The sequence below is a fragment of the Xanthomonas sp. NCPPB 3761 genome (assembly GCF_041475705.2).
Classification (GTDB): domain Bacteria; phylum Pseudomonadota; class Gammaproteobacteria; order Xanthomonadales; family Xanthomonadaceae; genus Xanthomonas; species Xanthomonas phaseoli.
In genome coordinates this window covers 3,550,474-3,574,151 of sequence record NZ_CM191262.1, presented here as the reverse complement: position 1 = coordinate 3,574,151, position 23,678 = coordinate 3,550,474, and the positions used below count along the sequence as shown (strand labels likewise).

The 23,678-nt window shown below is 64.1% G+C and carries 23 protein-coding genes and 1 tRNA gene; 14 read left to right on the top strand and 10 right to left on the bottom strand.

Going from position 1 to position 23,678, the window contains the following annotated elements; translation table 11 throughout:
* Window position 1 precedes the first annotated feature (1 nt).
* The 10 genes from ACCQ00_RS15570 (at window position 2) to queE (ending at window position 8,769) form a co-directional block, all read left to right on the top strand.
* Complete coding sequence (locus tag ACCQ00_RS15570) at window positions 2-1,120, top strand: SMI1/KNR4 family protein (RefSeq protein ID WP_039568243.1); 1,119 nt, start codon at window positions 2-4, stop codon at window positions 1,118-1,120.
* Between the two features lie 39 nt (window positions 1,121-1,159).
* Window positions 1,160-2,200, top strand: coding sequence for a Holliday junction branch migration DNA helicase RuvB (gene ruvB, locus ACCQ00_RS15565; protein ID WP_017156652.1), 1,041 nt, complete (start codon window positions 1,160-1,162; stop codon window positions 2,198-2,200).
* A 52-nt stretch (window positions 2,201-2,252) separates the two neighbouring features.
* Window positions 2,253-2,711: a tol-pal system-associated acyl-CoA thioesterase gene (ybgC, locus tag ACCQ00_RS15560; RefSeq protein WP_017169053.1), complete on the top strand. Its 459-nt coding sequence runs from the start codon at window positions 2,253-2,255 to the stop codon at window positions 2,709-2,711.
* An 11-nt stretch (window positions 2,712-2,722) separates the two neighbouring features.
* Window positions 2,723-3,502, top strand: coding sequence for a protein TolQ (gene tolQ / locus ACCQ00_RS15555; protein ID WP_008578063.1), 780 nt, complete (start codon window positions 2,723-2,725; stop codon window positions 3,500-3,502).
* 156 nt (window positions 3,503-3,658) lie between these two features.
* Window positions 3,659-4,108: a protein TolR gene (tolR, locus tag ACCQ00_RS15550; RefSeq protein ID WP_017156650.1), complete on the top strand. Its 450-nt coding sequence runs from the start codon at window positions 3,659-3,661 to the stop codon at window positions 4,106-4,108.
* Window positions 4,098-5,138 carry a cell envelope integrity protein TolA gene (gene tolA, locus ACCQ00_RS15545; RefSeq protein ID WP_039568245.1) on the top strand — a complete coding sequence of 347 codons (1,041 nt, stop codon included), beginning with the start codon at window positions 4,098-4,100 and terminating at the stop codon, window positions 5,136-5,138. The genes tolR and tolA overlap by 11 nt, the downstream gene beginning before the upstream one ends.
* Before the next feature lie 187 nt (window positions 5,139-5,325).
* Complete coding sequence (gene tolB / locus ACCQ00_RS15540; RefSeq protein ID WP_039568248.1) at window positions 5,326-6,645, top strand: Tol-Pal system beta propeller repeat protein TolB; 1,320 nt, start codon at window positions 5,326-5,328, stop codon at window positions 6,643-6,645.
* A 57-nt stretch (window positions 6,646-6,702) separates the two neighbouring features.
* Window positions 6,703-7,221: a peptidoglycan-associated lipoprotein Pal gene (gene pal / locus ACCQ00_RS15535; protein WP_003482562.1), complete on the top strand. Its 519-nt coding sequence runs from the start codon at window positions 6,703-6,705 to the stop codon at window positions 7,219-7,221.
* Window positions 7,222-7,227: 6 nt separating this feature from the next.
* Window positions 7,228-8,046: a tol-pal system protein YbgF gene (ybgF, locus tag ACCQ00_RS15530; RefSeq protein ID WP_017156647.1), complete on the top strand. Its 819-nt coding sequence runs from the start codon at window positions 7,228-7,230 to the stop codon at window positions 8,044-8,046.
* 42 nt (window positions 8,047-8,088) lie between these two features.
* Entirely contained in the window at window positions 8,089-8,769 is a 681-nt protein-coding gene (gene queE, locus ACCQ00_RS15525) for a 7-carboxy-7-deazaguanine synthase QueE (RefSeq protein WP_017156646.1), read from the top strand.
* 264 nt (window positions 8,770-9,033) lie between these two features.
* On the opposite strand, the gene ACCQ00_RS15520 is transcribed toward queE, so the two are convergent.
* Together ACCQ00_RS15520 and queC are read right to left on the bottom strand one after the other, a co-directional pair.
* Window positions 9,034-9,109 (bottom strand) — tRNA-Lys (locus tag ACCQ00_RS15520).
* Between the two features lie 48 nt (window positions 9,110-9,157).
* Window positions 9,158-9,832 carry a 7-cyano-7-deazaguanine synthase QueC gene (gene queC / locus ACCQ00_RS15515; RefSeq protein WP_039568250.1) on the bottom strand — a complete coding sequence of 225 codons (675 nt, stop codon included), beginning with the start codon at window positions 9,830-9,832 and terminating at the stop codon, window positions 9,158-9,160.
* Window positions 9,833-10,104: 272 nt separating this feature from the next.
* Between queC and ACCQ00_RS15510 the strand changes: the two genes are divergently transcribed.
* Entirely contained in the window at window positions 10,105-11,112 is a 1,008-nt protein-coding gene (locus tag ACCQ00_RS15510) for a sensor histidine kinase (protein ID WP_039583667.1), read from the top strand.
* A complete protein-coding gene (locus ACCQ00_RS15505; RefSeq protein ID WP_017156643.1) occupies window positions 11,109-11,468 on the top strand; it encodes a response regulator in 360 nt (119 codons plus the stop codon). Before ACCQ00_RS15510 ends, ACCQ00_RS15505 begins: the two co-directional genes overlap by 4 nt.
* A 152-nt stretch (window positions 11,469-11,620) precedes the next feature.
* Here the strand turns inward: ACCQ00_RS15505 and ACCQ00_RS15500 are convergent, their stop codons facing one another.
* Entirely contained in the window at window positions 11,621-12,523 is a 903-nt protein-coding gene (locus tag ACCQ00_RS15500; RefSeq protein ID WP_039568255.1) for a LysR family transcriptional regulator ArgP, read from the bottom strand.
* 100 nt (window positions 12,524-12,623) lie between these two features.
* Between ACCQ00_RS15500 and ACCQ00_RS15495 the strand changes: the two genes are divergently transcribed.
* Window positions 12,624-13,250, top strand: coding sequence for a LysE/ArgO family amino acid transporter (locus tag ACCQ00_RS15495; protein ID WP_039568258.1), 627 nt, complete (start codon window positions 12,624-12,626; stop codon window positions 13,248-13,250).
* A 349-nt stretch (window positions 13,251-13,599) separates the two neighbouring features.
* Here ACCQ00_RS15495 and ACCQ00_RS15490 read toward each other — a convergent pair whose 3' ends face one another.
* The 3 genes from ACCQ00_RS15490 to ACCQ00_RS15480 all read right to left on the bottom strand — a co-directional run bounded on the left by ACCQ00_RS15490 (window position 13,600) and on the right by ACCQ00_RS15480 (window position 17,683).
* Window positions 13,600-15,768 (bottom strand): methyl-accepting chemotaxis protein, encoded by a 2,169-nt coding sequence (locus ACCQ00_RS15490; protein ID WP_039568261.1) that lies wholly within the window; start codon window positions 15,766-15,768, stop codon window positions 13,600-13,602.
* Window positions 15,769-15,871: 103 nt separating this feature from the next.
* Window positions 15,872-16,959, bottom strand: a protein-coding gene (locus ACCQ00_RS15485; protein WP_372353978.1) for an IS3-like element ISXac2 family transposase whose coding sequence is annotated in 2 segments (ribosomal slippage) — window positions 15,872-16,707 and window positions 16,707-16,959 — 1,089 coding nt in all. Because the reading frame shifts where the segments join, the coding sequence is not laid out codon by codon here.
* 517 nt (window positions 16,960-17,476) lie between these two features.
* A complete protein-coding gene (locus tag ACCQ00_RS15480; RefSeq protein ID WP_017155535.1) occupies window positions 17,477-17,683 on the bottom strand; it encodes a hypothetical protein in 207 nt (68 codons plus the stop codon).
* Window positions 17,684-17,893: 210 nt separating this feature from the next.
* Between ACCQ00_RS15480 and ACCQ00_RS15475 the strand changes: the two genes are divergently transcribed.
* Complete coding sequence (locus ACCQ00_RS15475) at window positions 17,894-18,604, top strand: rRNA pseudouridine synthase (RefSeq protein WP_017155536.1); 711 nt, start codon at window positions 17,894-17,896, stop codon at window positions 18,602-18,604.
* Between the two features lie 908 nt (window positions 18,605-19,512).
* Here ACCQ00_RS15475 and ACCQ00_RS15470 read toward each other — a convergent pair.
* From ACCQ00_RS15470 to recQ, 4 genes are all read right to left on the bottom strand, one after another.
* Window positions 19,513-20,223, bottom strand: coding sequence for a hypothetical protein (locus ACCQ00_RS15470; RefSeq protein ID WP_236493323.1), 711 nt, complete (start codon window positions 20,221-20,223; stop codon window positions 19,513-19,515).
* Between the two features lie 218 nt (window positions 20,224-20,441).
* A complete protein-coding gene (locus ACCQ00_RS15465) occupies window positions 20,442-20,846 on the bottom strand; it encodes a response regulator (RefSeq protein WP_008578047.1) in 405 nt (134 codons plus the stop codon).
* Window positions 20,847-20,924: 78 nt separating this feature from the next.
* Window positions 20,925-21,422: a hypothetical protein gene (locus tag ACCQ00_RS15460; RefSeq protein ID WP_017155539.1), complete on the bottom strand. Its 498-nt coding sequence runs from the start codon at window positions 21,420-21,422 to the stop codon at window positions 20,925-20,927.
* A gap of 138 nt (window positions 21,423-21,560) precedes the next feature.
* The gene (gene recQ, locus ACCQ00_RS15455; RefSeq protein ID WP_372353977.1) at window positions 21,561-23,357 is read right to left on the bottom strand and encodes a DNA helicase RecQ; all 1,797 of its coding nucleotides are present in this window, start codon (window positions 23,355-23,357) and stop codon (window positions 21,561-21,563) included.
* Window positions 23,358-23,678 lie beyond the last annotated feature (321 nt).

Sequence of the window (23,678 nt, the reverse complement as noted above, 5' to 3'; positions counted from 1 at the left end):
CATGGCAGCGCTCAAGTGGATGATCTACGGGCGCTCCCCCAGCCTGGACACCTTCTGGGACGAACCACTCAACCTCGGGCGCATGCCGGCGACCGAGGCTGCGATCGCAGCGGCCCAGGCGCGGCTCGGCATCCGCCTGCCGGGCTGGCTGCTGGAGTTATACGCGCGCTATGACGGTGGCGCGGTGCAGATGGCATGCGGCCAGTCCCTTGAGGAGCCGGACAACTGGCTCAAGGCCGAGTGGCTGATCCCGCGTGCGCGCCTGCTCGGCTGTGCAGACCTGTTCTCCTTTGCCGAGGTGCGCGCCGGCCAGGACTATCGTGACGATGCCTATGACGGTTTGGCGGAAGGTGGCGACGACCGCCGCCTGATCGCCATCGCAGCCGATGATCGTTCGCCCAGCCGCGCGCTGTGCCTGGATTACTCCGCATCCGGCGTTGAGCCCGCCCTGGTCTATGTCGATGCGGGTAACAAGCGCCGTCTGGCCGTGTTCGCCAATGTGGACGATCTGCTGGCGCAACTGGTCGATGTCGTGTACTGGTCACCCGCTTTGCAGGCCAGGCACGATGGAGACGCTGTGCACTGGCAGCCGCAGCCACCGGCAGTGACCACGTTCTGGAGCGGCCCCGGCCACTGGAACGCACAGGCAGCCGCTGCGGACGACGAGGCCTTCGCCGCGGCCGAGGCACGGCTGGGCGTGCGACTGCCGGCGCTGCTCAAGCGGCTGTACGCCGTGCAGGACGGCGGCGACACCGGCTGGTGCTGGGTGCCGCGAACCCGCTTTCCGTCCGATCGCTACGTGGATTGGGAATGCGTGCTGGTGGATCGCGATCTGCCGCCGCTGGCGTACATCCGCAGCGTGTTGGATTTTGCCGATGCCTTCGAAGACCGGACTGACTTCAGTGCCGCAGCCTGCCTGCACGCCGGCCTGGATCGGGTGCTGGTGCTGGCCTGCCACAACGTCAATAGCCTGCTGTGCCTGGACTATCGTGCGCGCGGGCCGCAGCACGAGCCGGAGATTGTCTATTTCCAGACCTGGGATGGTCTGGTGCCGACCTGGCGCGCCGCGAGCTTCGATGCGTTCTTCGGCGTACTACGGCAAGCCGAGCTTGAGCTGTAGAGGTTGGGCCATCCGCGCGCGGCATGAGAAGATGGTCGGATGACCGAGCAGCGCATCATCGCCAGCAGCTCCACCCGCGAAGACGACGACGCCGATGCGAGCATTCGTCCCAAGCGCCTTGCCGATTATCTCGGCCAGCAGCCGGTGCGCGAGCAGATGGAGATTTACATCCAGGCGGCCAAGGCGCGTGGCGAGGCGATGGATCATGTGCTGATCTTCGGCCCGCCCGGGCTCGGCAAGACCACGCTGAGTCACGTCATCGCCAACGAGCTGGGCGTGAGCCTGCGCGTGACCTCCGGCCCGGTGATCGAAAAGGCTGGCGATCTGGCCGCGCTGCTGACCAACCTGCAGCCACACGATGTGTTGTTCATCGACGAAATCCATCGCCTCTCGCCGGTGGTGGAAGAAGTGCTGTATCCGGCGATGGAAGATTTCCAGATCGACATCATGATCGGCGACGGCCCGGCTGCGCGTTCGATCAAGATCGACCTGCCGCCGTTCACCCTGATCGGCGCCACCACGCGTGCCGGGTTGCTGACTGCACCGCTGCGCGACCGCTTCGGCATCGTGCAACGGCTGGAGTTCTATTCCCCGCAGGAACTGACCCGCATCGTGATCCGCTCGGCGGCGATCCTCGGCATCGACTGCACGCCCGAAGGCGCGGCGGAAATCGCACGCCGCGCGCGCGGTACCCCGCGTATCGCCAATCGCTTGCTGCGTCGCGTACGCGACTACGCACAGGTCAAGGCGGCCGGGCATATCGATCTGCCGGTGGCGCAGGCGGCCATGCAGATGCTCAAGGTCGACCCGGAAGGCTTTGACGAGCTCGACCGCCGCATGTTGCGCACCATCGTCGAGCACTTCGACGGCGGCCCGGTCGGCGTGGAATCGTTGGCCGCCTCGCTGTCGGAAGAGCGCGGCACGCTGGAAGATGTCATCGAGCCGTACCTGATCCAGCAGGGCTTTCTGGTCCGCACCGCGCGCGGCCGCATGGTCACGCCCAAGGCCTATCTGCATCTGGGCCTGAAACCGCCGCGCGACCGCGCCCCGGGCATCGGCGAACCGGGAGACCTGTTTTGAGAACGCTCTGTTGGTCGCCAACCTGGGCCGTCCCGAACGAAGCTCCGTGCCCATGACCATCGAATCACGATTCCCGAATCCCCAATCCCCGCCGGTATTCAGTTGGCCGACACGCGTCTACTGGGAAGATACCGACGCCGGCGGGGTGGTCTACCACGCGCGCTACGTTGCCTTCATGGAACGCGCGCGCACGGAGTGGATGCGCGCGCTCGGCTACGGGCAGGAGCGTATGCGCCAGGAGCACGACCTGGTGTTTGCGGTTCGCTCGATGCAACTGGATTTCCTCAAGCCGGCCCGGCTCGACGACGCGCTGTCAGTGTCGGCGGTGTTGCTGCGATGCAGACGGGCCAGCCTGCTGTTCGCGCAATCGGTCCGTCGCGAAGGCGAAGTGCTGCTGACCGCCGAGGTGCGCATTGCCGCGCTCGGTGCCAGCGACTTCCGTCCGCGTGGCATGGACGATGCGCTGTATGACGTGTTGAAAGCTCTAGAAACCCCAGAATCCGATTACTGAGGAACGAACGGATGTCGATTGCATTGCTCCTGGCCCTGCAGGACACGGTAGTGGAAGCACTACCGCAGGACGTCGCCGCTGCCGCGGCGCAGACCGCCAGCGTGGCGCACAACAGCAGCATCAACTATGTGGACCTGATCCTGCGCGCCAGTATCCCGGTCAAGATCATCGTGCTGCTGCTGCTGATCGGCTCGTTCATCAGCTGGGTGATCATTTTCCGCAAGGCGCGTGCGTTCAAGCTGGCCAATCGCGAGGCCGACGAGTTCGAGAACCGCTTCTGGTCCGGTGCGGACCTGGCCAAGCTGTATGCCTCGGCAACCGACCGCAACCGGACCGTCGGCGGTCTGGAGTCGATGTTCGAAAGCGGCTTCCGCGAGTTCTCGCGCCTGCGCGATCGGCGCCGTCTGGACGCGCGCGTGCAGTTGGAAGGCGCGCAGCGTGCCATGCGCACTGCCTTTACCCGTGAGGTCGACCAGCTCGAGCGCAATCTCGAATTGCTGGCCAACATCGGCTCCACCGCGCCGTACGTCGGCCTGGTCGGTACCGTGTTCGGCATCATGGTGACCATGCACGACATGGTCAGCAGCGGCGAGCAGGCCGGTATCGCGGCCGTGGCGCCGGGTATCTCCGAAGCGCTGTTCGCCACCGCCATCGGCCTGTTCGTGGCGATTCCGGCGGTGTGGGCCTACAACCGCTTCACCACCCGCGTGGAACGGCTGTCGGTGCGCTACGAGACCTTCGCCGACGAGTTCAGCTCCATCCTGCAGCGCCAGGCTGGCGCGGACGAGTGATGCGCGCTCCCGGCATGCACCCGCACGGTTTGATCGGGACGTGGCCGGGCGAGCCAGTCGCGTCGATGCACAGCGTGATGCGCGGCTGTCCCTCACCCGGGCGCCGCGCGACTCCGCTGCCGCCCGGCGCCGAGGATTAATTAGGAACGTTTCGCGATGATCTCCGGTATTTCCCGTCGTAAGAAGCGCAAGCTCAAATCCGACATCAACGTCGTGCCGTATATCGACGTGATGCTGGTGCTGCTGATCATCTTCATGGTCACTGCGCCGCTGCTGACCCTGAGCACCGATGTCAGTCTGCCCAGCTCGCGCGCCAAGGCGCTGGAGAGCAAGCAGGACCCGGTGGTGGTGGTGGTCGCTGCCGATGGCAAATTGGCGCTGCAACTGCCCAAGGGCAAGCCGCAGGCGATGGACGTGGCCGCGCTGCAGGCACAGTTGGCTGCCATCGTGGCGCAGGACAAGGACGCACGTGTGGTGGTGGCCGGCGATCGCGCCGCGCCGTACCAGAAGATCATGGACGCCATCGACGTGCTCAAGCAGGCCAAGGTCGAGAAGGTGGGCCTGATTTCCGACTCCGGCGGCAGCGCAGGCAGCGATGCACGCTGACGCGCTCCCCACGCAGACGGCGCGCGATGACGGCTGGTTTCGACCGGTCGTCCTGGCATTGGTCGTGCACGTCCTGGTCGCGCTGGTGTTCATCGCCGGCTGGCTGTGGTCGCCGGAACGCTCGGTGGAACCGGCGGCCGGCGACCCCAGCATGGAGGCCTCGCTGGACGTGTCGGCTGCCGAGGCGCGGGTTGCGCGCCAGGCATTGAAGGCCACGCCGGTCGAAACGCCGCCCCCGCCTGCGCCGTTGCCCGAACCCGCGCCGGAAGACAGCGTGCCACCGCCGCAGCCGATCCCCGAGCCGCACCCGCAGGATGCACCCACGCCGCAGCAGGCGCAGGCACAGGAGCGCGTCGCCCAGCCCGACAAGGTCGACCAGGAGCGCGTGGATGCATTGGCCATTTCCGCCGAAAAGGCCAAGCAGGAACAGGAAGCCAAGCGTCGCCAGGAGCAGATCGACCTGACCGAGCGCAAGCGCCAGGAAGAGGCCGAGCAGAAATTGCGCCTAGCCAAGCAGCAGGAAGAGGCCGACGCCAAGAAGAAACAGGCGGCCGCACAGCAGGCGGCGGAAGAAGCCGAACGCCAGAAGAAGATCGCCGAGATCCGTCGTCAGCGCGCGCAAGCCGATAAGGAAATGGCGCTGGCCGAGCAGAAGTTGCGCCAGGTCGCGGCCGCGCGTGCGCAGCAGGCCTCCGCGGCCGCGGCGACCAGCGCGCAGCCGACCGCAGGGCAGGGCGGTACCAGTACCGACCTGTCGGCCAAGTACGCTGCGGCGATCCAGCAGAAAGTGCTGGCGCAATGGGTGCGTCCGCCGTCGGTGCCGCCAGGCCAGAAATGCACCATCAACATCCGCCAGTTGCCGGGCGGCAGCGTGATGGAGGCCAAGGTGGCACCCGGCTGCCCCTACGACGAGGCTGGCCAGCGTTCGATCGAAGCCGCCGTGTTGAGCGCCCAGCCGTTGCCCTACCGCGGGTTCGAATCGGTGTTCCAGCGCAACCTGACCTTTGTGTTCACGGCGCAGGATCAGTGACCCTGGTCAGGCTGCGGCGACCACTGTCGCCGCAGCCTGATGCCACCCCGCGTTATCGTCCATGAGCTGTCCATGTCGCTACACCATCGCTCGCTCTGTTTTCACGTCACCTCATTCACGATTGCGAGTATGTTCACTCGTTGATTGCTATCCCTTGCACACTTTTCCTGCCCGATCCGAGCCGTCCATGAAAAAACCGCTGCGTTGGCTAGCCGCCTTGACCGCCCTGTTGTTGCCGCTGAGCGCACTCGCGCAGCAGCAAGGCCTCACCATCGATATCGTCGGCGGTAGCGCGTCTGCCACGCCGATCGCCGTCATTCCGATGCCCTATCAGGGCTCGGGCACCGCGCCGCAGACCGACGTATCCGCCGTGGTCGGCGCCGACCTGGATCGTTCCGGCCAGTTCCGCACGTTGCCGGCTGCGCAGATCGTCGAAAAGCCGACCCGTGGCACCGAGGTGCAGTTCCAGACCTGGCGCACCCTCAAGCAGAACTACATCGTGGTCGGCCGCATCATGGACGCCGGCGAAGGCGCATACCGGGTCGAATACGAGTTGTTCGACGTGGCCAAGGGCGAGCGCATGCTGGGCCTGGCGATGACCGCGCGTGCCAATGCAATGCGCGATGTTTCGCACCAGATGGCCGATGCCATCTACGAAAAAATCACTGGCGTGCGTGGTGCCTTCTGGACCCGCATTGCCTACGTGACCGCCAGCGGCAAGGGCGGCGCCATGCGTTATGCGCTGATGGTGGCCGACTCGGACGGCTACAACCCGCAGACCATCGTGCGTTCGGCCGAGCCGCTGCTGTCGCCGAACTGGAGCCCGGACGGCAAAAAGCTGGCGTATGTGAGCTTCGAGCGCGGCAACTCGTCGATCTATCTGCAGGACATCGCCACCGGCGCACGCGAGCTGGTCTCCAGCTTCCGCGGCATCAACGGCGCGCCGTCCTTCTCGCCGGACGGGCGTCGCCTGGCGCTGGCGCTGTCGCGCAGCGGTAACCCGGAAATCTATGTGATGGACCTGGGAAGCAAGCAGCTCACCCAGCTCACCAACCACTTCGGCATCGACACCGAGCCGACCTGGGCGCCGGATGGCGGCAGCATCTACTTCACCTCCGATCGTGGCGGTCGTCCGCAGATCTACCAGGTGGCAGCCAGCGGCGGCAGCGCCAACCGCGTGACCTTCCAGGGCAACTACAACGCCACCGCCAGCGTGTCGTTCGACGGCAAGAAGATTGCCGTGGCACAGGGCAGCGGCAACACCTACCGCATCGCGATGATGGACCGCAGCCTGGGTTCGCCCAGCTGGAGCACGCTGTCGCCGGGTTCGCTGGACGAATCGCCGAGCTTTGCGCCTAACGCCAGCATGGTGTTGTACGCCGCGCGCGAAGGTGGCCGTGGCGTGCTGTACGCGGTCTCTTCCGACGCTCGGGTCCGCCAGCGCCTGGTGCTGGCCGACGGCGATGTGAGAGAACCCGCATGGGGGCCTTACCGAACCGCGCATTAATGTTAATATTTCGCTGCGTTAAACCACTCATTGGCCCAGAGCCTCCATAGGTACCCCATGAACAAGTCCACCCGCGTCTTGCTTGTCTCCCTGCTGTCCGTTGCTGTGCTGGCTGGTTGCTCGAAGAAGGTGAAGGAAACTCCGCCTCCTGCGACCGATACCACCGCTGGTTCCTCGGTTCCCACCGGCCCGTCCACCTCTGGCCTGTACGGCCCGGGCGACCTGGATACCGATGCCTGCCTGCGTCAGCGCGTTGTTTACTTCGATCTGGATCAGGACTCCCTGAAGCCGGAATTCCAGGCCATCATGGCTTGCCACGCCAAGTACCTGCGTGACCGTCCTTCCTCGCGCATCACCCTGCAGGGCAATGCGGACGAGCGCGGTTCGCGTGAGTACAACATGGGTCTGGGCGAGCGTCGCGGCAATGCCGTGTCGTCCTCGCTGCAGGCTGCCGGCGGTTCGGCCAGCCAGCTGACCGTCGTCAGCTACGGCGAAGAGCGTCCGGTCTGCACCGAGTCGAACGAGTCCTGCTGGTCGCAGAACCGCCGCGTCGAAATCGTGTACACGGCTCAGTAAGAAGCGATGCGCTTTCGAGTGACATCCCTGTTCGTCGCGGCGGCCCTTGTGGTCGCCGCGCCGGCATACGCCCAGCGAGCCAGTCTCGCTGATCGTGTGGCCGTGCTCGAGCAGCAGCAGGCCAATAGCCAGGCCAACAACGATCTCCTCAATCAGCTGCAGCAGGCGCGTTCGGACCTGCAGGCGTTGCGGTCGACCGTCGAACAGCTGCAGCACGACAATGAGCAACTCAAGCAGCAATCCAAGGACCAGTACCTGGACCTGGATGGACGCTTGAACCGGTTGGAAGGCGCAGGTGGCGCAACACCGCCATTGCCCCCAGCGACCGGCAGCGTAACCCCGGCCCCGGCACCTGCCGCGCGGCCCGCCGTGGCGGCAACTTCCGAGAAGCCGCCCACCGTCCATGGCGACCCGGGCACCCTGGCCGTCAGCAACGACGAACGTACTGCCTACAATGTGGCGTTCGATGCGTTGAAGAACGGCAAGTACGACGATGCATCGCAGCTGTTCCTGAGCTTTCTGGAGCTCTATCCCAACGGCGTCTATACACCCAATGCCTTGTATTGGCTGGGCGAAAGCTATTACGCCACCCGCAATTTCCAGCTTGCCGAGACGCAGTTCCGCGATCTCGTCAGCCGTTATCCCACGCATGACAAGGCCGCCGGCGGCTTGTTGAAGCTTGGCCTGTCGCAATACGGCGAAGGCAAGAACAACGAGGCCCAGCAGACCTTGCAGCAGGTCGCTACGCAGTACCCTGGCTCCGACGCGGCACGCGTTGCGCAGGAGCGCCTGCAGTCCATCCGTCTCGGCCAGCAACTGCGCTGAGCCTGCGCGTCTGTGCCGGTCGGCACGGCGCATACTTTGCCCATGAACGCCGCCGTCCCTAGCGAGATCGTCCAGTCGCCATTGCCGCGATTGAAGATCACCGAAATCTTTTTGTCCCTGCAAGGCGAGGCCGATGCCGCCGGCTGGCCGACGGTGTTCGTGCGCCTGACCGGCTGCCCGTTGCGCTGCCTGTATTGCGACACTGCCTACGCGTTCCATGGCGGACAGTGGCATGACATCGACGCCATCGTTGCCGAAGTCGCCAGTCATGGCGTGCGCCATGTCTGCGTGACAGGCGGCGAGCCGTTGGCACAGAAGCGTTGTCTGGTACTGCTGGAGAAGCTTTGCGACGCCGGTTACGACGTCTCGTTGGAAACTTCCGGTGCGCTGGACGTGTCTGCCGTCGATCCGCGCGTCTCGCGCGTGGTCGACATCAAGACGCCCGCATCCGGCGAGCAGGCGCGCAATCGCTGGGAAAACCTGCCGCTACTGACCGCACGCGACCAGATCAAGTTCGTGATTTGCAGCCGCGCCGACTACGAATGGTCGCGCGAGATCGTTGCCGCGCATGCATTGGATCGGCGCTGCACGGTGTGGTTTTCGCCGAGCAAAAGCGAGGTAAGCGCGCGCCAGCTGGCCGACTGGATCGTGGCAGATCGCTTGCCGGTGCGCTTCCAGATGCAGCTGCACAAGCTGCTGTGGAACGACGAGCCTGGGCGCTGAGGATCAGGCAGGTAACGCAGCGCCTCGGGAGCCCGCCTTGCGCTGGCAAAAAGATCTGGGCGGTGAGTCGTCGGTCTGCTCCGGCAGCGGGCGATCCCACAAGGTGGCAAAGACCCGTTAGACGCATGGCGATGACGTCGCGGTGCACCGGTACCTGCAGGCTTGCAGGACGACCGAAGCTTGCAGGACGACCGAAGATTGCGGAATGGCGGATTGGGTGCCTTCTTGCGCAGCGATGAAGTTCGCTGAAGGCTTTGCTGGAGATGGTGGGCCGTGATGGATTCGAACCATCGACCAAAAGATTAAAAGTCTTCTGCTCTACCGACTGAGCTAACGGCCCACTGACCCCGACATTGCGTCGGGGTGCGCATTCTACCCTACGCGGGCGTCAAGACAAAATGGCGTAGTGCGTGGGGTCGGGAACGCCGGCATCGGCGAAGCCGGCTGCGCGCAGGCGGCAGGCGTCGCAGTGGCCGCAGGCGCGCCCATCCGCATCGGCGCGGTAGCAGGAGACGGTGAGGCCGAAGTCCACACCCAGGCGCACGCCTTCACGGACGATGTCGGCCTTGCTGAGGAACTGCAGCGGTGCGTGCACCCGCAGCCCTGCACCTTCCACGCCTGCCTTGGTGGCCAGGTTGGCCAGCACCTCGAAAGCGCGCACGAACTCGGGACGGCAATCGGGGTAGCCAGAGTAGTCCACCGCATTGACGCCACAAAACAGGTCGTTGGCGCCGATGACCTCGGCCCAGCCGAGCGCCAGCGACAGCATGATGGTGTTGCGTGCAGGGACGTACGTGACCGGGATGCCGTCGCCGCCAGCGTCGGGGACGTCGATGTCGTCGGTCAATGCCGAGCCGCCGATGCTGCGCAGGTCCACGTCGACCACCTTGTGCGCAATGACGCCCTGCGCGGCAGCAACGCGCGCTGCGGCGTCCAGTTCCGACGTATGGCGTTGGCCATAGCGCACGCTCAGCGCGTAGACGGCAAAGCCCTGCTCCTGCGCGAGTGCGATGACGGCGGCGGAATCCATGCCACCGGACAACAGAACAACGGCTTTTTTCATGACGAATCGGCGATTACTGCGGAATAAGCCCGAAGGCTATCAGGGACGGTGGTGCAGGGCGACCAGGAACCGGTCATCACTACGGCTTTGGCTGGCGCAGGGTTGGCCGGCGCAAATAGAAACAGTGGAATGCAGTTGCGTTATCGGTCGATTGCAACCGGTCTCTTCGGTGACGGCGCGCGTTTCCTGCGCTGGAATCGACGTCAAATACGCATGATCAGGCGTTCACGTAAGTGCATTTATCGTTCGCATCAATTTTGGAAGCATACGCAATGGCCGAGCATCAGGAAGAGGCAGCGAAATCGCGCATTTACGAGGCCCTGCTGCAGGCAACACCGGATCTTTTGTATGTGTTCGATATCCAGCATCGCTTCGTCTACGCCAATCAGGCGTTGTTGACGATGTGGGGCATGCGCTGGGAAGACGCCTGCGGCAAGACCTGCCTGGAACTGGGCTACGAGCCCTGGCATGCGGCCATGCACGATGAAGAGATCGAACAGGTGATTGCAACAGGCCAGCCGGTGCGCGGCGAGGTGCCATTCCCGCATACGACCAAGGGCCTGCGCATCTACGACTACATTTTTACCCCGGTGTTCGGACCCGATGGCAAGGTCGAGGCGATCGCTGGCGCCACGCGCGACATCACCGAGCACAAGCAGCACGAGCAGCATCTGCAGCTGTTGATCAACGAGCTCAACCACCGCGTCAAGAATTCGTTGGTAATGGTGCAATCGTTGGCGCGGCAGTCGTTCACCAATGCCGGCGGCCTGGCAGACGCACAGGAAAAGCTCGACGCGCGCCTGCTGGCGCTCTCGCGGGCACACGACACGCTGACGCGCGAAAACTGGGTCAGTGCCGACGTTCTGGAACTGACCCGCGACGCTGCCGCGCTGTATGAGTCGCACGACAGCCAGCGCTTCACGCTGCAGGGCGATTCTTGTCGGCTGGATCCGCGGCGGGCATTGGCGCTGTCGATGGCGCTGCATGAGCTGTGCACGAACGCGCTCAAGCACGGCGCATTATCCTTGCCAGCCGGGAATGTGCTTGTCTCGTGGGAGCGCAGCACACGCGGCGAGCAGGAGCGACTCGAATTGATCTGGCGCGAAAGCGGGGGGCCGCCCGTGCAGCCACCCACACGCAAGGGGTTCGGTACGCGTCTTCTGGAGCGTGGCTTGAAGCACGACCTCAAGGGCGAGGTTGAGCTGTCCTTCGACCCGGTTGGCGTGTGTTTCCGCGTTTCCATCCCGTTGCCGCCCGAGCATGCCGAGGTGCGGCCATGACCATGCGCGTGCTCCTGGTCGAAGACGAGTCGTTGGTGGCGATGCTCCTGGAGGATTGCCTGGCGGAACTGGGCTACGAGGTGGCGGCAACCGTGGCCGACGTGGACGCAGCGCTGCAAGCGGTACAGGAAGGCAACCTCGACCTGGCACTGCTGGACATCAATCTCGGCGGCACCTTGTCGTTTCCGATTGCAGAAGAACTGGACGCGCGCGGTGTTCCGTATATCTTCGTGACCGGCTATGCGCAGGGCGGGATTCCCGAGAAGTACCGGCACCGGCACGGTCTGCAGAAGCCTTTCCATTTTCGCGATCTAAAACATGCGCTCTCGCTGTTGCAGCAGCGCAGCGCCGAGTGATCGAGCGCGTGTCTTGCCGAAGTTGAACGACACGGGTAGCCGGCGAGAAGTGCGATAGCCCTGTCTGCCACAGTGCGCTGGCGCGCATGCCCCGCAAGCCGATGCATGGCAGCCCGGCGATGGGCAGGCAGTGAGAACGGTGGCTGTGGTGTCTATCTGCTGCCACGCAAGCTGGTGGCAGCGGCCTCGCGCAGTGCCTGGCTGAGTTGCTGCAAGGCGCTCGAGCGCACAGCGGCGTATTGCCAGTACAGCGGGACATCGAGCCAGCGGGTGGGGTCGATGATGACGACCTGCTGGTTGCGCACCGCAGGCAGCACCATCGCTTCGGGCGCCAGGCACCAGCCGAGTCCGCGTGCAGCGGCTTCGACGAAACCGGTGGAGGTGGGCAGGTAATGCGTGGGCGGGGCCAGCCGGGTGCGCGTGATGCGCCTGACGAAGCGCGCCTGCAACGTGTCCTTGCGATTGAATACCATCATCGGCGCCTGGTCCAGCGCGCTGGCCGTAAAGCCACCCTTGAAGTGCGCCGCGACGAACGCTGCCGATGCGACTGCGTGGTACCGCATCACGCCCAATGCGTGGACATTGCAGCCCTGCAGTGGCGCGCGCTCGGAGGTAACCGCGCCCAGTACGCTGCCAGTGCGCAACAATTCCAGGGTGTGATCCTGGTCGTCCACCTGCACATCGAACAGGAAGTTGTGCGTCTGGTGCAGCGACGACAACGCCTGCAGGAACCAGGTTTGTAGCGAGTCGTCATTGACCGCGATGGCGAGTGTACGCGGATGGCCGGCGACGCCATCGCCAGGCAGGAAGTCGGCAATCGCTTCGGCTTCGAGTACCTGCATGGGCTTAAGTCGGCGCAACAGCCGTTCGCCTGCCGGTGTTGGCCGGCAAGGCGCCTTACGCATGACCAATACCTGGCCCAGTCGATCTTCGAGCGCCTTGATGCGTTGCGAGATTGCCGAGGGCGTCACCGCCAGCCGCTGTGCAGCAGCGTCGAAGCTGCCTTCGTCCAATACGGCTGCGAATGCGGCCAGTTGAGGATGTAGGAGATCCATACTTTGAGCGCATTAGAAGATCTAAGCAGCATACAGATTATTTAGTTTTTCTAATGATCTGCAATGGCAGACGATGCACTCCTTACCCGGAGACAACACCGTGATCGCTCAAGCAATAATGGCCGGCTTCCTCGCCGGTGTCGGCCTCATCGTTGCGATCGGCGCGCAGAATGCGTTCGTGCTGCGGCAAGGACTCAAGCGCCAGCACGTGGGGCTAGTGGTGACGATCTGCGTACTAGGGGATATCGCGCTGATATTGCTCGGTGTCGCCGGAATCGGCGTATTGGCGCAGCAGTGGTCGGGCCTGCTGCAGCTGCTGCGTTACGCAGGTGGCGCATTTCTTGCAGTCTATGGCTGGATGGCCGCGCGACGTGCCTGGCGCGGCGAAGGCACAATGACCCCGGCGGAACAGGGCGAAGAACACTGGCAACGCGCAGTGCTCACCTGCCTGGCGTTTACCTTCCTCAATCCGCACGTCTATCTCGATACGATGCTCTTGCTCGGCAGCCTGGCCACGCATTATCCCGGTGCGTTGCGCTGGGCATTCGCGCTCGGTGCGTGTATCGCCAGCGTCAGTTGGTTCTCTGGCCTGGGCTATGGGGCCCGCTTGTTGCAGCCGGTGTTCCGGCATCCGCGTGCGTGGCGGATACTGGATGGGCTGATCGCGGTCTTCATGCTGCTGCTGTGTGTGCTGTTGCTGCTACCCGAGCACGTGGCGCTGCGCTAATCCCTCTGTCTGCAGCGTTATGCAGTCATTGCGCAGGTGTCGGAGCCGGAATTTCTGCTGGTCCATGGTGATCTATTGCAGTCCACCCGCCAGGCCGGGCCGTCGGATCGCCGCCGGTGCAGGGATTGCTCGACAATTCGATATGTTCGGCAGTTTATTTGACAGCGAACAGGCGGCGTTGGCGCAGATGGTGTCCCTGCAAGGTAGCTGCGCCGTTGCAACAGCCAAGCGCGCTCTCAGGGCGCGCTTGGGAGAACGTGAGTGGCTTGTTGCGATCGCCGCCGGCAAGCGCTGCGGTGCGCTCACGCCAGCTGCCCCTTTGAAAGGCAGCCGGCGGCAACGCCACTGCTCAGGCGTGGCGTACCTTGTCCAACAGATGCGCGACCGGTGCGGTAGCGCGCGCGTCTGCGCGGCGTGCCTGCCGTGCATCGATCTTGAAGATGGCGACCGCGTCGGTGAGTTGCACGGCTTGTTCTTCCATGGAGCGGGCGGCGGCAGTGGCCTCTTCCACAAGCGCCGCATTCTGTTGCGTGGTTTCGTCCATGTGCGTGATGGTTTGATTGACCTGTTCGATGCCGGCAGATTGCTCCTGCGAGGCCGCCGAAATTTCGCCCATGATGTCGGTGACGCGCTGGACGCTGGCCACGACCTCGCCCATGGTCTTGCCGGCGCTGTGCACCAGTGCCGAGCCTTCGGCCACGCGTTGGACGGAATCGTCGATCAGGTCCTTGATCTCCTTCGCTGCGCCGGAGGAGCGTTGCGCCAGCGTGCGCACTTCCGAGGCAACAACCGCAAAGCCACGACCCTGTTCGCCTGCCCGGGCAGCTTCCACCGCGGCGTTCAGCGCCAGGATGTTGGTCTGGAAGGCAATGCCGTCGATGACGGAGATGATGTCGGCGATCTTCTTGGACGAGACTTCGATACCACTCATGGTGTCCACGACCTTGCCGACCACACTGCCCCCTTCCGAGGCCACGCGTGCGGCACCGATCGCCAATTGATTGGCCTGGCGCGCACTCTCGGCATTCTGCTTGACGGTGGAGGTCAGCTCTTCCATTGAGGCGGCGGTCTCTTCCAGGTTGGCAGCCTGCTGCTCGGTCCGCTGCGACAGATCCTGGTTGCCGGCGGCGATCTCGCTGGCAGCCGCGTTGATCGACACCGCCGACTGCTGGATGTTGCCGACGATCTGCGCCAGCTGGCTTGCTGTTGCATTGGCGTCATCGCGCATCTGTGCGAATACGCCGCGGAAGTCGCCGCTCATGCGTGCGGTGAGGTCGCCCGCTGCGATCGACTGCAGCAGTGCCGATAGCGATTGCAGATTGCCGTCCGCGGTGGACATCAACTGGTTCAGGCTCTCCACCATGATGCGGAAGTCGAACTGGAAGCGTTCGACATCGCCACGGGCGCTGAAGTCGCCATTGGCGGCGGCCTGCGCAAGGTGCTTGATTTGGTGATTCATCGCAGACAGGTTGAGCTTGACCTGCGACATGGTGTCGCTGAAGGCAGCTTTTTCGCCCGGCAGGGGCTGCATGTCTTCGGAGAGTTCGCCGATGGCATAACGCCCCATGATGCGCGCCAGATCGTTTTGCACGGTCACGTGCGAGGCCACCAATGCGTTGGTGTCGTTGGCCATGCGGCCGTAGTCGCCCGGGAAAACGGTTGCGTCGATGCGGAAGCTGATCTGGCCGTTATCGTGATGCTTGGCCATGTCGGTCTGCGCCGCGATGAGGTTGCGCAGCTGCAGTTGCATCTTGTCCATGGCCTGCAACAGGCGGCCGGTTTCATCCGTTGCGGTGGTGTGCACATCGTTGCGCAGATTGCCTGCGGCAATGGCTTCGGCAGTGCGCGTGGCCTGGCTCAACGGCCTGGTCAGGCTGCGCGTAATCAACCATGCGAGCAGCGCGCTGATCACCAGCGCAGCGATGCCGCCGCTGGCCAGGATGATCTTGCCGTTATGCATCGATGCAACCGCTGCGGCGTACGCATCTTTGCTGAGGCGGCGCTCCAAGGCGGCATTTGCAGCAATCGCGGCTTGTTGCTGGTCCATCGCCGCAGCGGCAGCGCCTTGCAGCAAGGCCTGTGCCTGCTGATTCTGGTCGCGCATGCCGTAGTCGAGAATCTGGTTGTTGAACTTGACCGAAATGTCGCGCTTTTCCTGCACCAGTGCGAGCGCCTTTTTTTCGAGCTCGCTGCTTGGCATCGCAGCCAGGGCATCGTGGGCTTGCTTGTAGCGCGCACGACTCCTTTCGATGATGTCCAGTGCGCGCCGGTTGGCCGCATCGCCTGACACCATCACCACGTCGCGCAAGCCGATCGCCACATTGGTGTTGGCGTCGAGCATTTCGGAGGACAGCCGGATCCTTTCCATGTTGTTGTTGACGATGGTGTCCAGCTCGTAACGCGCATTGGCCATGGTGATCAGGCCGGTCGCCACCAGCAGGCCCGACAGTAGAATCAGAATACCGAAGGCCATTCCGAGGCGACGGCCGACATTGAGGCGTTGCAAATAGTCATTCATGACCGCTTCCAGGTAGTACAGCTGAGCAGCTCGGCGGATGCGGGGTGCATCGACTCAAGCGCCTTGGTAATCCCCCCACTTCTAGCGGTCGCCAGAAGTGGAGCTAAGCGGCCATCGCCAACTTCATGGCAGGCGTGATGCCGCCGAGCGCCATATTCGGACGCTCGTGGTTGTACGTCCATAGCCAGCGGGTGGCTTTGTCCTGCACCTGGTCGATGGTGTCGAACAGGGTTTGGGCGAGCCAGGCGTAGCGGATGGTGCGGTTGTAGCGTTCAACGTAGGCGTTCTGCTGTGGCTTGCCCGGCTGGATGTGCTCGACCCGGATGCCATGCCGCTGCGCCCAGGACAGCAACGCGCCACTGATGTATTCAGGGCCGTTGTCGCAGCGGATCACGGCGGGCTTGCCGCGCCACTCGATGATCTGCTCCAGCGATCGGATCACACGGGCTGACGGCAGCGACAGATCCACCTCGATCCCCAGCCCCTCGCGATTGAAGTCGTCGAGCACATTGAACAGCCGGAAGCTGCGGCCGTCGGCCAACTGGTCGTGCATGAAGTCCATCGACCAGACCTGGTTGATAGCCTCCGGCACCGCCAGAGGCTCGGGCCGCTCACGCACCAGCCGCTTCCTCGGCTTGATCCGCAGGTTCAACTCCAGCTCGCGGTAGATCCGGTAGACCCGCTTGTGATTCCAGCCAAAGCCCTTCACGTTGCGCAGGTACAGGTAGCACAGGCCAAAGCCCCAGTCGCGATGGGCGGTCGTCAGGCGGACCAGCCAGTCGGCGATCCGGGCGTTCTGCTCGCTGGCCTTGGCCTGGTAGCGGAAGCAGGTCTGGCTCACCGCGAAGGCCTGGCAGGCGTGGCGGATGTTCGTACGCCCGCTCGTGACTGCCGATTGGGCCATCTCGCGTCGCTGAGATGGCCTCACCATTTTTTTGCGAGCGCTTCCTTCAGCAGGTCGGTACTGAGCTGCGCCTCGGCGTACATCTTCTTGAGCCGGCGGTTCTCCTCCTCCAGCTCCTTCATGCGCGCGACCATGGACACGTCCATGCCGCCGAACTTGCTGCGCCACTTGTAGAACGTGGCCGAGCTGATGCCGTGCTCGCGGCACAGCTCCGGCACGGGCGCACCGGCCTGGGCCTGCTTGAGCACGGCGATGATCTGGCTGTCGGTAAAGAGGGACTTCTTCATGGAACCTCCTCGAGAAAGGATACGAGAAAATTCCACTTCTGGCGTCTGCTAATGGGCGGGGGGATTACCCCTTGCCCAGCTAGCGGCAGGATTTCAGGGAGCTAAAGACCGTCGATCGAAAATACTTACCGCTGATTCATTACAGATCGGAAGTTTCCTGACACTCGCTTCCGCTGTCCTGACATAGGTGCCCCAGCGCGCAGATTCAGATGCATTTGGCCGGATCGAAGTGTGCTGGTGATGCAGCGATTTTCCGACGTTTTGCCGACATTGGCGCGTGGCCGACAGACGCGTATGACTGGCTATTGGATGCATGCAGGCCAGTTCTGCATCGGGCGCCTGACAAGACAGACGCGAGCCCGGTAACGCATAGGCTGTGCGAGGTGTTCAGTGGAACGGGCCGCACGCTGCGTCGCGCGAATTTCCGCGCCGCAGCATGCACGCCAGGAACATCATGTGCTGCAGTTGGGGCCATCGCGTGCGCACCCAGCGCGCCGCGATGGCGATCACTCTTTGCTCAGGCTTCCAGCGCAGCGAGCACGTCTGCGTGCAGTTGCTTGGCGCCACTCTCGCTGTTGAAGCGCGCAAAGACTTCTTCGCCGGAGATCAGCCCGACCCGAACCGAGTGGCAGTACGACCCGAAGCTTTCGCCAGCGTTGAAGGGGTCGCTGATGACAGAGATATGGTTGAGGCGGACCCGGGCGGTGCCGAACTGGATAAACATCTGCGATCTCCTGTATGAGCTTCGAGTTTCCCACGTTGTCGTGCGGCGCAGAAGCGTTTGCCGGTGTCTGGGTGCACACGGAGTTTGCCATTGCGTCGATAGCGGGCAGTGCCGGCCTGCGCAGGCGCACCGTCCAATGCGTTGGGCCGCGACTCACGCGGGCAAGCAGCCAGCACGTACACTGCCGTCCCCTGATGCTGAGCTCGCCCGATGTCCGATCCGATCCGTCTCGATAAATGTGTGGCTGCTGCGTTCGGCTGCTCGCGTGGCGAGGCCCAGCACTACATCGAGGGCGGGTGGGTCAGCGTGGACGGCGTGGTGGTCGAAGAACCGCAGGCGCTAGCGACCGCGGCTCAGGTCACCCTGGCCGAAAATGCGGTGCCGGTGCCTGCCGAGCCCGCCACCTTGTTGCTGCACAAGCCGGCAGGCGTCTGCGTCGATGCCGCGCTGGCGCTTGCCACGCCGGCAACGCGCAGCGCGCTGGATCAGTCCGACGTACGTGTGCTGAAGCGGCACTTCCTACGCTTGCATGCACCGCTGCCGCTGGAAGAGGTGGCCAGCGGCCTGTTGATCCTGAGCCAGGATGGCCGTGTGCTGCGCCGGCTGAGCGCTGACGCCGGCACGATCGAGCAGGAATTCCTGGTGGAAGTGCGGGGTGAGTTGCGCCCTTACGGAATGGCGCGGCTGGCGCATGGCTTGGTCTACCAACAGCGCAGTCTCCCGCCTTGCAAGGTGAGCTGGCAGAGCGAAGATCGTCTGCGGTTTGCAATCAAGCACGTGCAGCCCGGCCAACTGCGCGACATGTGCGGCCAAGTGGGCCTGGAGGTCGTGAGCATTCGCCGCTTGCGCGTGGGCCGGGTGCCGCTGGGCAAGCTGGCGATCGGCGAATGGCGCTACCTGCCGGCAGGCGAGCGGTTCTGACTGCAGCACGGAGTGAGCGGCTGCAGCCGCTGGAAACACGTAGCGCTGGGTGCGCGTGTGCTCAGTCACGGCCAGCAGCGCATGCAGCGATTATTTCTTGTTGCGCTTTTTCTTGGCACGGGTGACCAGAAACAGCACCACGGCAATCACACCAATGACCAGGATGATGAAGGCCGGAGATAAAAACGAATTGTCGCCCATGCGGAACTCCTGACAGTCTTGCGCAGCACAGCGCTGCGATGACGTTAGCCTAGCGAGCAGCCTGCTTGATCGCGTGAAATGCATGGTGTGCTGCAGAAGCAGGCGGATGTTTCCGGCGCATCGATGACCCAGCGCATCTACGTGCGCGGCGCGGAGGCGGACGTTGCCTTGCATCGATCGCAGCAATAGTCACGTTGCACGGGTCGGAGTGTGCCTGTGCAGGTGATTCGGGAAGCATGGCCCCGTGCATCAGCGGGCGGCCAAGCAGGCGCTTGCACAGTGATGCGCGCATATCGGCATGGTGCGCGGAGTAAGTGCCGGGGAGCCGATGGGCGATTGCAATGACGGTTGCACTGCGGTCAATTGCAGGACGCGACTGGCCTTCCATGCATGGAACCGGGCGGCAATCGTTTCCTGCTAAACGACTGCACGGACGAACGCACGTGCAGATCGCGGGGGAAAGCGCGACCATTCTGTCGCGCCTTCGCGCCTTCGCGCCTTCGCGCCTCCGTGTTCCGGCAGGGGCGTGCTCTGCGCCCCGCGAGTTGAGCGGCCCAACAGGCCTCGCGTCCGGTAGCTGCAGTTTAAATGCGACATCTGTCGCGTAAATCGGGCGAGAGCCGACAAGCTGTCGGGACGTTTCCGACAGCCGTCGCGACGACTTTTGCATGACCGTGGCCCGTGCCCACAACTCACCGCTCACCGCATCACTGAAACGTGGAAGTGCAGCGGAAACCGGAACAATCGATCTGCACCGTGGTGCCGCTGCTGCAGACCGCGCTGAAGCGCGTGGCGCTGGTGGCCTGCACGGTGCCGCATTGCAGGCCATTGCTGATGCCCTGGGCGCGGCTGGCCGCCGAGTCGGTCGACATGGCTGGGCCTGCAGGCCCAGCGTTGCCTGCGGCAGCCGCAGGCATTGCCGTAACGGCTGCCCGTTCGGAGGCTACCGATTCGCTCGGCAATGGCAGGGTGACCGCCGACGCGTGCGTGGGGCTGCCGGAACTGGGATTGCGTGTCGCCACCACACCGTGCGCGTTCTCACCCTGCAGCGGCTGGCCCCGGTCTTCACGATGGCGGTCGAAGCTCAGTGTCTGCCCGAACACCAACTGGATCCAGCTCGGGTAGGTATAACCGGTGCCCTTGCTGTGATCGACGATGGCGCCGATCGCCCCGCCGATCAGAATGTTGCCCCAAATGCCCATGTTGGCGCGCGAGATGGAACGGCCCGCGGCATCACTTTGGCCGGGTAGCACGCAGGTCACCTCCAGATCGCGCGCGGAACGACGCACTTGTGCGGTCTGGCCGGACTTCACCGTGACCCGGCCCTTGTCGTTGCTGATGGCGCAGTCGGCGCCGGAAAGCAATTGCCCGTCGGCCGTCTTGGTGTCGATGCGAATTGGCTGGGTCGCGTCGTTCATGACCGTGGCGCAACCGCTTAGCGCAGCCATGGCAATGGCTGCGGTCACTAGATGTCTCATGTTTTCCCCTGGCGTTAAGACACGGTATTGCCAACCGGGCGGTGCGCCGCGTCTGTGGTACTACCGTGTCGTGGTCAATCCCCGTTGCCGCCGCATCGCGCGAGGGCCGGCATTTAATACCGGGATTGTGGGCAGCCGTCCAGTCGCGGCCGCTCGTGTTACGCGACCGGCGTGGCCAGCACGCGGTGCTTGGCCATCACGCTGCGGATCGCACTCAGCAGTTGCTCAGGGGTATAGGGCTTTTCCAGGAAGGCCACGCCGTCGGGCAGGATCTCTTCCACATATTCGACCGCCAGGCCGGAAGTCAGCAGCACCGGCAGGTTGTACGGCGCATGCGCGGTCTTGAGCGCCAGGTCCACACCGGTCAAGCCGCCGGGGAAATGGATATCGGAAAACAGCACATCCACGCGCGGGTCGCTTTCGATCAAGGCCAAGGCTTCTTCGACCGAGCCGGCGCTACGGCAAGTAAAACCATAGCTCTCCAGCACAAGGCAGCTGAGCTGTCGGGTTCCGTCGCCGTCTTCGACAACGAAGACAACCGGCCGTTCCTTGTTCTGTGGCATGAGCTGGTCTCGTAAGGCAGGCCACATTCTCAGCGATGCGGCAGTGAACCCTCTGTCAACGCACACCTTGCCGTATGGTTACCAGCCGAACGGGCCCGGACCATAGCCGCCAGGTGCATAGCGCGGGCCAAAAATGGAGCCTTCACCACGTCCGACACTGATGCTGACACCAATCTGGTGCGCCTTCCCGTCGTCGTCGTAATAGGTCTTGCACGAATTCAAATTCACCGCCTGCCAGTTGCTGTTGCCGCCGCGACTGGAATAGCCCAGGCCGGTCTCGACAGCACCATGCAGCTTGCCCTGGCATTGCTCGGCACGCTCGGCAGCGATGGAAGCGGCACTTGGCCGGGCCAGCGCCGGCTTGGGTCCGCTCTTGTCGCCGTAGAAGGTGCCCGGTGGGTCGTTGCTGTATTCCGGGTCGGAGCGGAGCTGCACCGGGGCTTGCGGAATGCTCAGGTCCAGCGAACGTGCGGTCGCCGTTTCGGGGCTGCCGTCGCTGGCTTGAGCCAACGCACTTCCAGCGGCGACGCTGCCGGCGGCAAACAGAGTGACCAGGACAAGCAGGCTGCGTTTCATCGGTTGGACTCTACGAAGAGGGGCTGGCAGCGCGTGCCAGCTCGCTCTGTGAAACTAGCAACGGCTGATTGAATGCGCGCTGTCGATCTTGCGGATTTTTGTGCCGTGCGCGGTGTTGTGTTGACACACGCTGCTGCATCAGCCCTGGTCGCGCACGATCTCGATCAATTGCGCGCCGTAGCGCGCCAGCTTGCCCCCGCCGATGCCGCCCACCCGCGACAGCGCATCGATGCTGGTTGGCCGTTGCTCGGCGATGTTGCGCAAGGTGCTGTCGTGGAAGATCACGAAGGCCGGCACGTTCTGTTCCTTGGCCAGATCCGCGCGCAAGCCACGCAAGGCGTTGAACAGCGCCAGATCCTGCGGCTGCACCGGCAGGCCGGTGCGCTGCGCGCTACGCTCGCGCCCGGCAGCCGGATTTTCGCGGCGCATCATGACCTGGCGCTCACCCTTGAGTACCTGACGGCTGGCATCGGTGAGGCGCAGGCCGCCGTGACCTTCGCTATCGACTTCCAGCAGGCTGGCGGCCACCAGCTGGCGAAACACGCCGCGCCAGGTGCGTTCGTCCAGATCGCGGCCGATGCCGTAGGTGCTCAACTGGTCGTGGCCCAGCTGTTTGATGCGCTCGTTTTCGCTGCCGCGCAGGATGTCGATCAAATGGCCCACGCCGAAACGCTGCCAGCTGCGGTAGACGCAACTGAGCGCTTTCTGCGAGGCCACCGTGGCGTCCCACGCGGCGGCCGGGGTCAGGCAGTTGTCGCAGTTGCCGCAGGGTTTGGGATAGGTCTCGCCGAAGCCTGCCAGCAGCACCTGGCGGCGGCATTGCATGGATTCGCAATAGCCAAGCAGGTGGTCGAGCTTGGCGCGCTCCAGGCGCTTGCGCTCTTCGGCCGCTTCGCCTTGTTCGATCATCTGCTTGAGCAGCACTACATCGCCCAAGCCGTAGCACAGCCAGGCCTCGGCCGGGTCGCCGTCGCGGCCGGCGCGGCCGGTTTCCTGGTAGTAGCCCTCCAGCGATTTGGGCAGATCCACGTGCGCCACAAAGCGCACGTCCGGCTTGTCGATGCCCATGCCGAAAGCGATCGTGGCGGCCATGATGATGCCGTCCTCGCGCAGGAAGCGGCGCTGGTTTTCTGCACGCACCTCTGCCGGCAGGCCGGCGTGATAGGGCAGTGCATTGAAGCCTTGCGCGCACAGTTGCTGTGCGGTTTCTTCCACCTTGCGCCGCGACATCGCATACACGATGCCGGCCGCGCCACGATGACGGCCCAGGAATTCCTGCAGCTGCTTGCGCGCGTTGTCCTTCTGCACCACCGTGTAGCGAATGTTGGGGCGGTCGAAGGAACTGACGAAGTGGCGCGCGTCCACCAGATCCAGGCGCTCTGCTATTTCGCGCTGGGTCGGCGGGTCGGCGGTGGCCGTCAGCGCCATGCGCGGAATATGCGGCCAGCGCTCGGGCAGTACGGTGAGCTGGCGGTATTCCGGACGGAAATCGTGGCCCCATTGCGAGACGCAATGGGCTTCGTCGATGGCGAACAGCGCAATGCGGCTGCGTTCCAGCAACGAGAGGAAGCGCTGGGTCAGCAAGCGCTCGGGCGCAACATAGAGCAGGTCCAGGTCGCCGGACAGCAGGGCGCGTTCCACGCGCTGGGCGTTTTCTGCATCCAGCGTGGAATTGAGGAATTCGGCGCGCACGCCTAGCTGGCGCAGGGCCTCTACCTGGTCCTGCATGAGCGCGATCAGCGGCGAGATCACGATGCCGATGCCGTCGCGTAGCAGCGCCGGCACTTGGTAGCACAGCGACTTGCCGCCACCGGTGGGCATGAGGACCAGGGCATCGTTGCCGGCAGCAACGTGTTCGACGATGGCCTGCTGCGGGCCGCGGAAGTCGTCGTAGCCGAAGACGCGGCTGAGCAGTTCGTGGGCGGGGGAAGACATCCGCCTAGGATACCGTGCGGGTCAAGCCCTGGCCGGGCGGATGCTGGGTGGGACGACGCGAAGAGGCATCAGGGATTGCCGTGATGCGGCTGGCGGATGGCCGGCAGTGTGTGAAGTCTTGTGCGCAGTCAGCGCCATGAGACTTCGCCCCGTACCCTCACCCCAACGCTTTCCCGATGGGATAGGGGCTTAATTTCCGGCAATCGATGCAGACGATCGTCGTGAACCTAACCACCCATAGCCCCCTGAGTCAGGGGGCGCGCCAAAGGCGCGGGGTGTGGAGATGCGTAGCGGGGCCCAACGTTTGCACTGCAAATGTTG

Excerpts from the sequence above, each read along its gene's own strand:
- tolR (WP_017156650.1), top strand. The coding sequence starts at position 3,659 with ATGATCTCCGGTATTTCCCGTCGTAAGAAGCGCAAGCTCAAATCCGAC.
- ybgC (WP_017169053.1), top strand. The coding sequence starts at position 2,253 with ATGACCATCGAATCACGATTCCCGAATCCCCAATCCCCGCCGGTATTC.
- ACCQ00_RS15480 (WP_017155535.1), bottom strand. The coding sequence starts at position 17,683 with ATGTTTATCCAGTTCGGCACCGCCCGGGTCCGCCTCAACCATATCTCT.
- ACCQ00_RS15460 (WP_017155539.1), bottom strand. The coding sequence starts at position 21,422 with ATGAAACGCAGCCTGCTTGTCCTGGTCACTCTGTTTGCCGCCGGCAGC.
- ACCQ00_RS15465 (WP_008578047.1), bottom strand. The coding sequence starts at position 20,846 with ATGCCACAGAACAAGGAACGGCCGGTTGTCTTCGTTGTCGAAGACGGC.
- ruvB (WP_017156652.1), top strand. The coding sequence starts at position 1,160 with ATGACCGAGCAGCGCATCATCGCCAGCAGCTCCACCCGCGAAGACGAC.
- tolB (WP_039568248.1), top strand. The coding sequence starts at position 5,326 with ATGAAAAAACCGCTGCGTTGGCTAGCCGCCTTGACCGCCCTGTTGTTG.
- tolA (WP_039568245.1), top strand. The coding sequence starts at position 4,098 with ATGCACGCTGACGCGCTCCCCACGCAGACGGCGCGCGATGACGGCTGG.
- ACCQ00_RS15475 (WP_017155536.1), top strand. The coding sequence starts at position 17,894 with ATGTCCGATCCGATCCGTCTCGATAAATGTGTGGCTGCTGCGTTCGGC.
- ACCQ00_RS15470 (WP_236493323.1), bottom strand. The coding sequence starts at position 20,223 with ATGAACGACGCGACCCAGCCAATTCGCATCGACACCAAGACGGCCGAC.
- tolQ (WP_008578063.1), top strand. The coding sequence starts at position 2,723 with ATGTCGATTGCATTGCTCCTGGCCCTGCAGGACACGGTAGTGGAAGCA.
- ACCQ00_RS15490 (WP_039568261.1), bottom strand. The coding sequence starts at position 15,768 with ATGAATGACTATTTGCAACGCCTCAATGTCGGCCGTCGCCTCGGAATG.
- ACCQ00_RS15500 (WP_039568255.1), bottom strand. The coding sequence starts at position 12,523 with ATGGATCTCCTACATCCTCAACTGGCCGCATTCGCAGCCGTATTGGAC.
- queC (WP_039568250.1), bottom strand. The coding sequence starts at position 9,832 with ATGAAAAAAGCCGTTGTTCTGTTGTCCGGTGGCATGGATTCCGCCGCC.
- recQ (WP_372353977.1), bottom strand. The coding sequence starts at position 23,357 with ATGTCTTCCCCCGCCCACGAACTGCTCAGCCGCGTCTTCGGCTACGAC.
- ACCQ00_RS15505 (WP_017156643.1), top strand. The coding sequence starts at position 11,109 with ATGACCATGCGCGTGCTCCTGGTCGAAGACGAGTCGTTGGTGGCGATG.
- pal (WP_003482562.1), top strand. The coding sequence starts at position 6,703 with ATGAACAAGTCCACCCGCGTCTTGCTTGTCTCCCTGCTGTCCGTTGCT.
- ACCQ00_RS15510 (WP_039583667.1), top strand. The coding sequence starts at position 10,105 with ATGGCCGAGCATCAGGAAGAGGCAGCGAAATCGCGCATTTACGAGGCC.
- ybgF (WP_017156647.1), top strand. The coding sequence starts at position 7,228 with ATGCGCTTTCGAGTGACATCCCTGTTCGTCGCGGCGGCCCTTGTGGTC.
- ACCQ00_RS15570 (WP_039568243.1), top strand. The coding sequence starts at position 2 with ATGGCAGCGCTCAAGTGGATGATCTACGGGCGCTCCCCCAGCCTGGAC.
- queE (WP_017156646.1), top strand. The coding sequence starts at position 8,089 with ATGAACGCCGCCGTCCCTAGCGAGATCGTCCAGTCGCCATTGCCGCGA.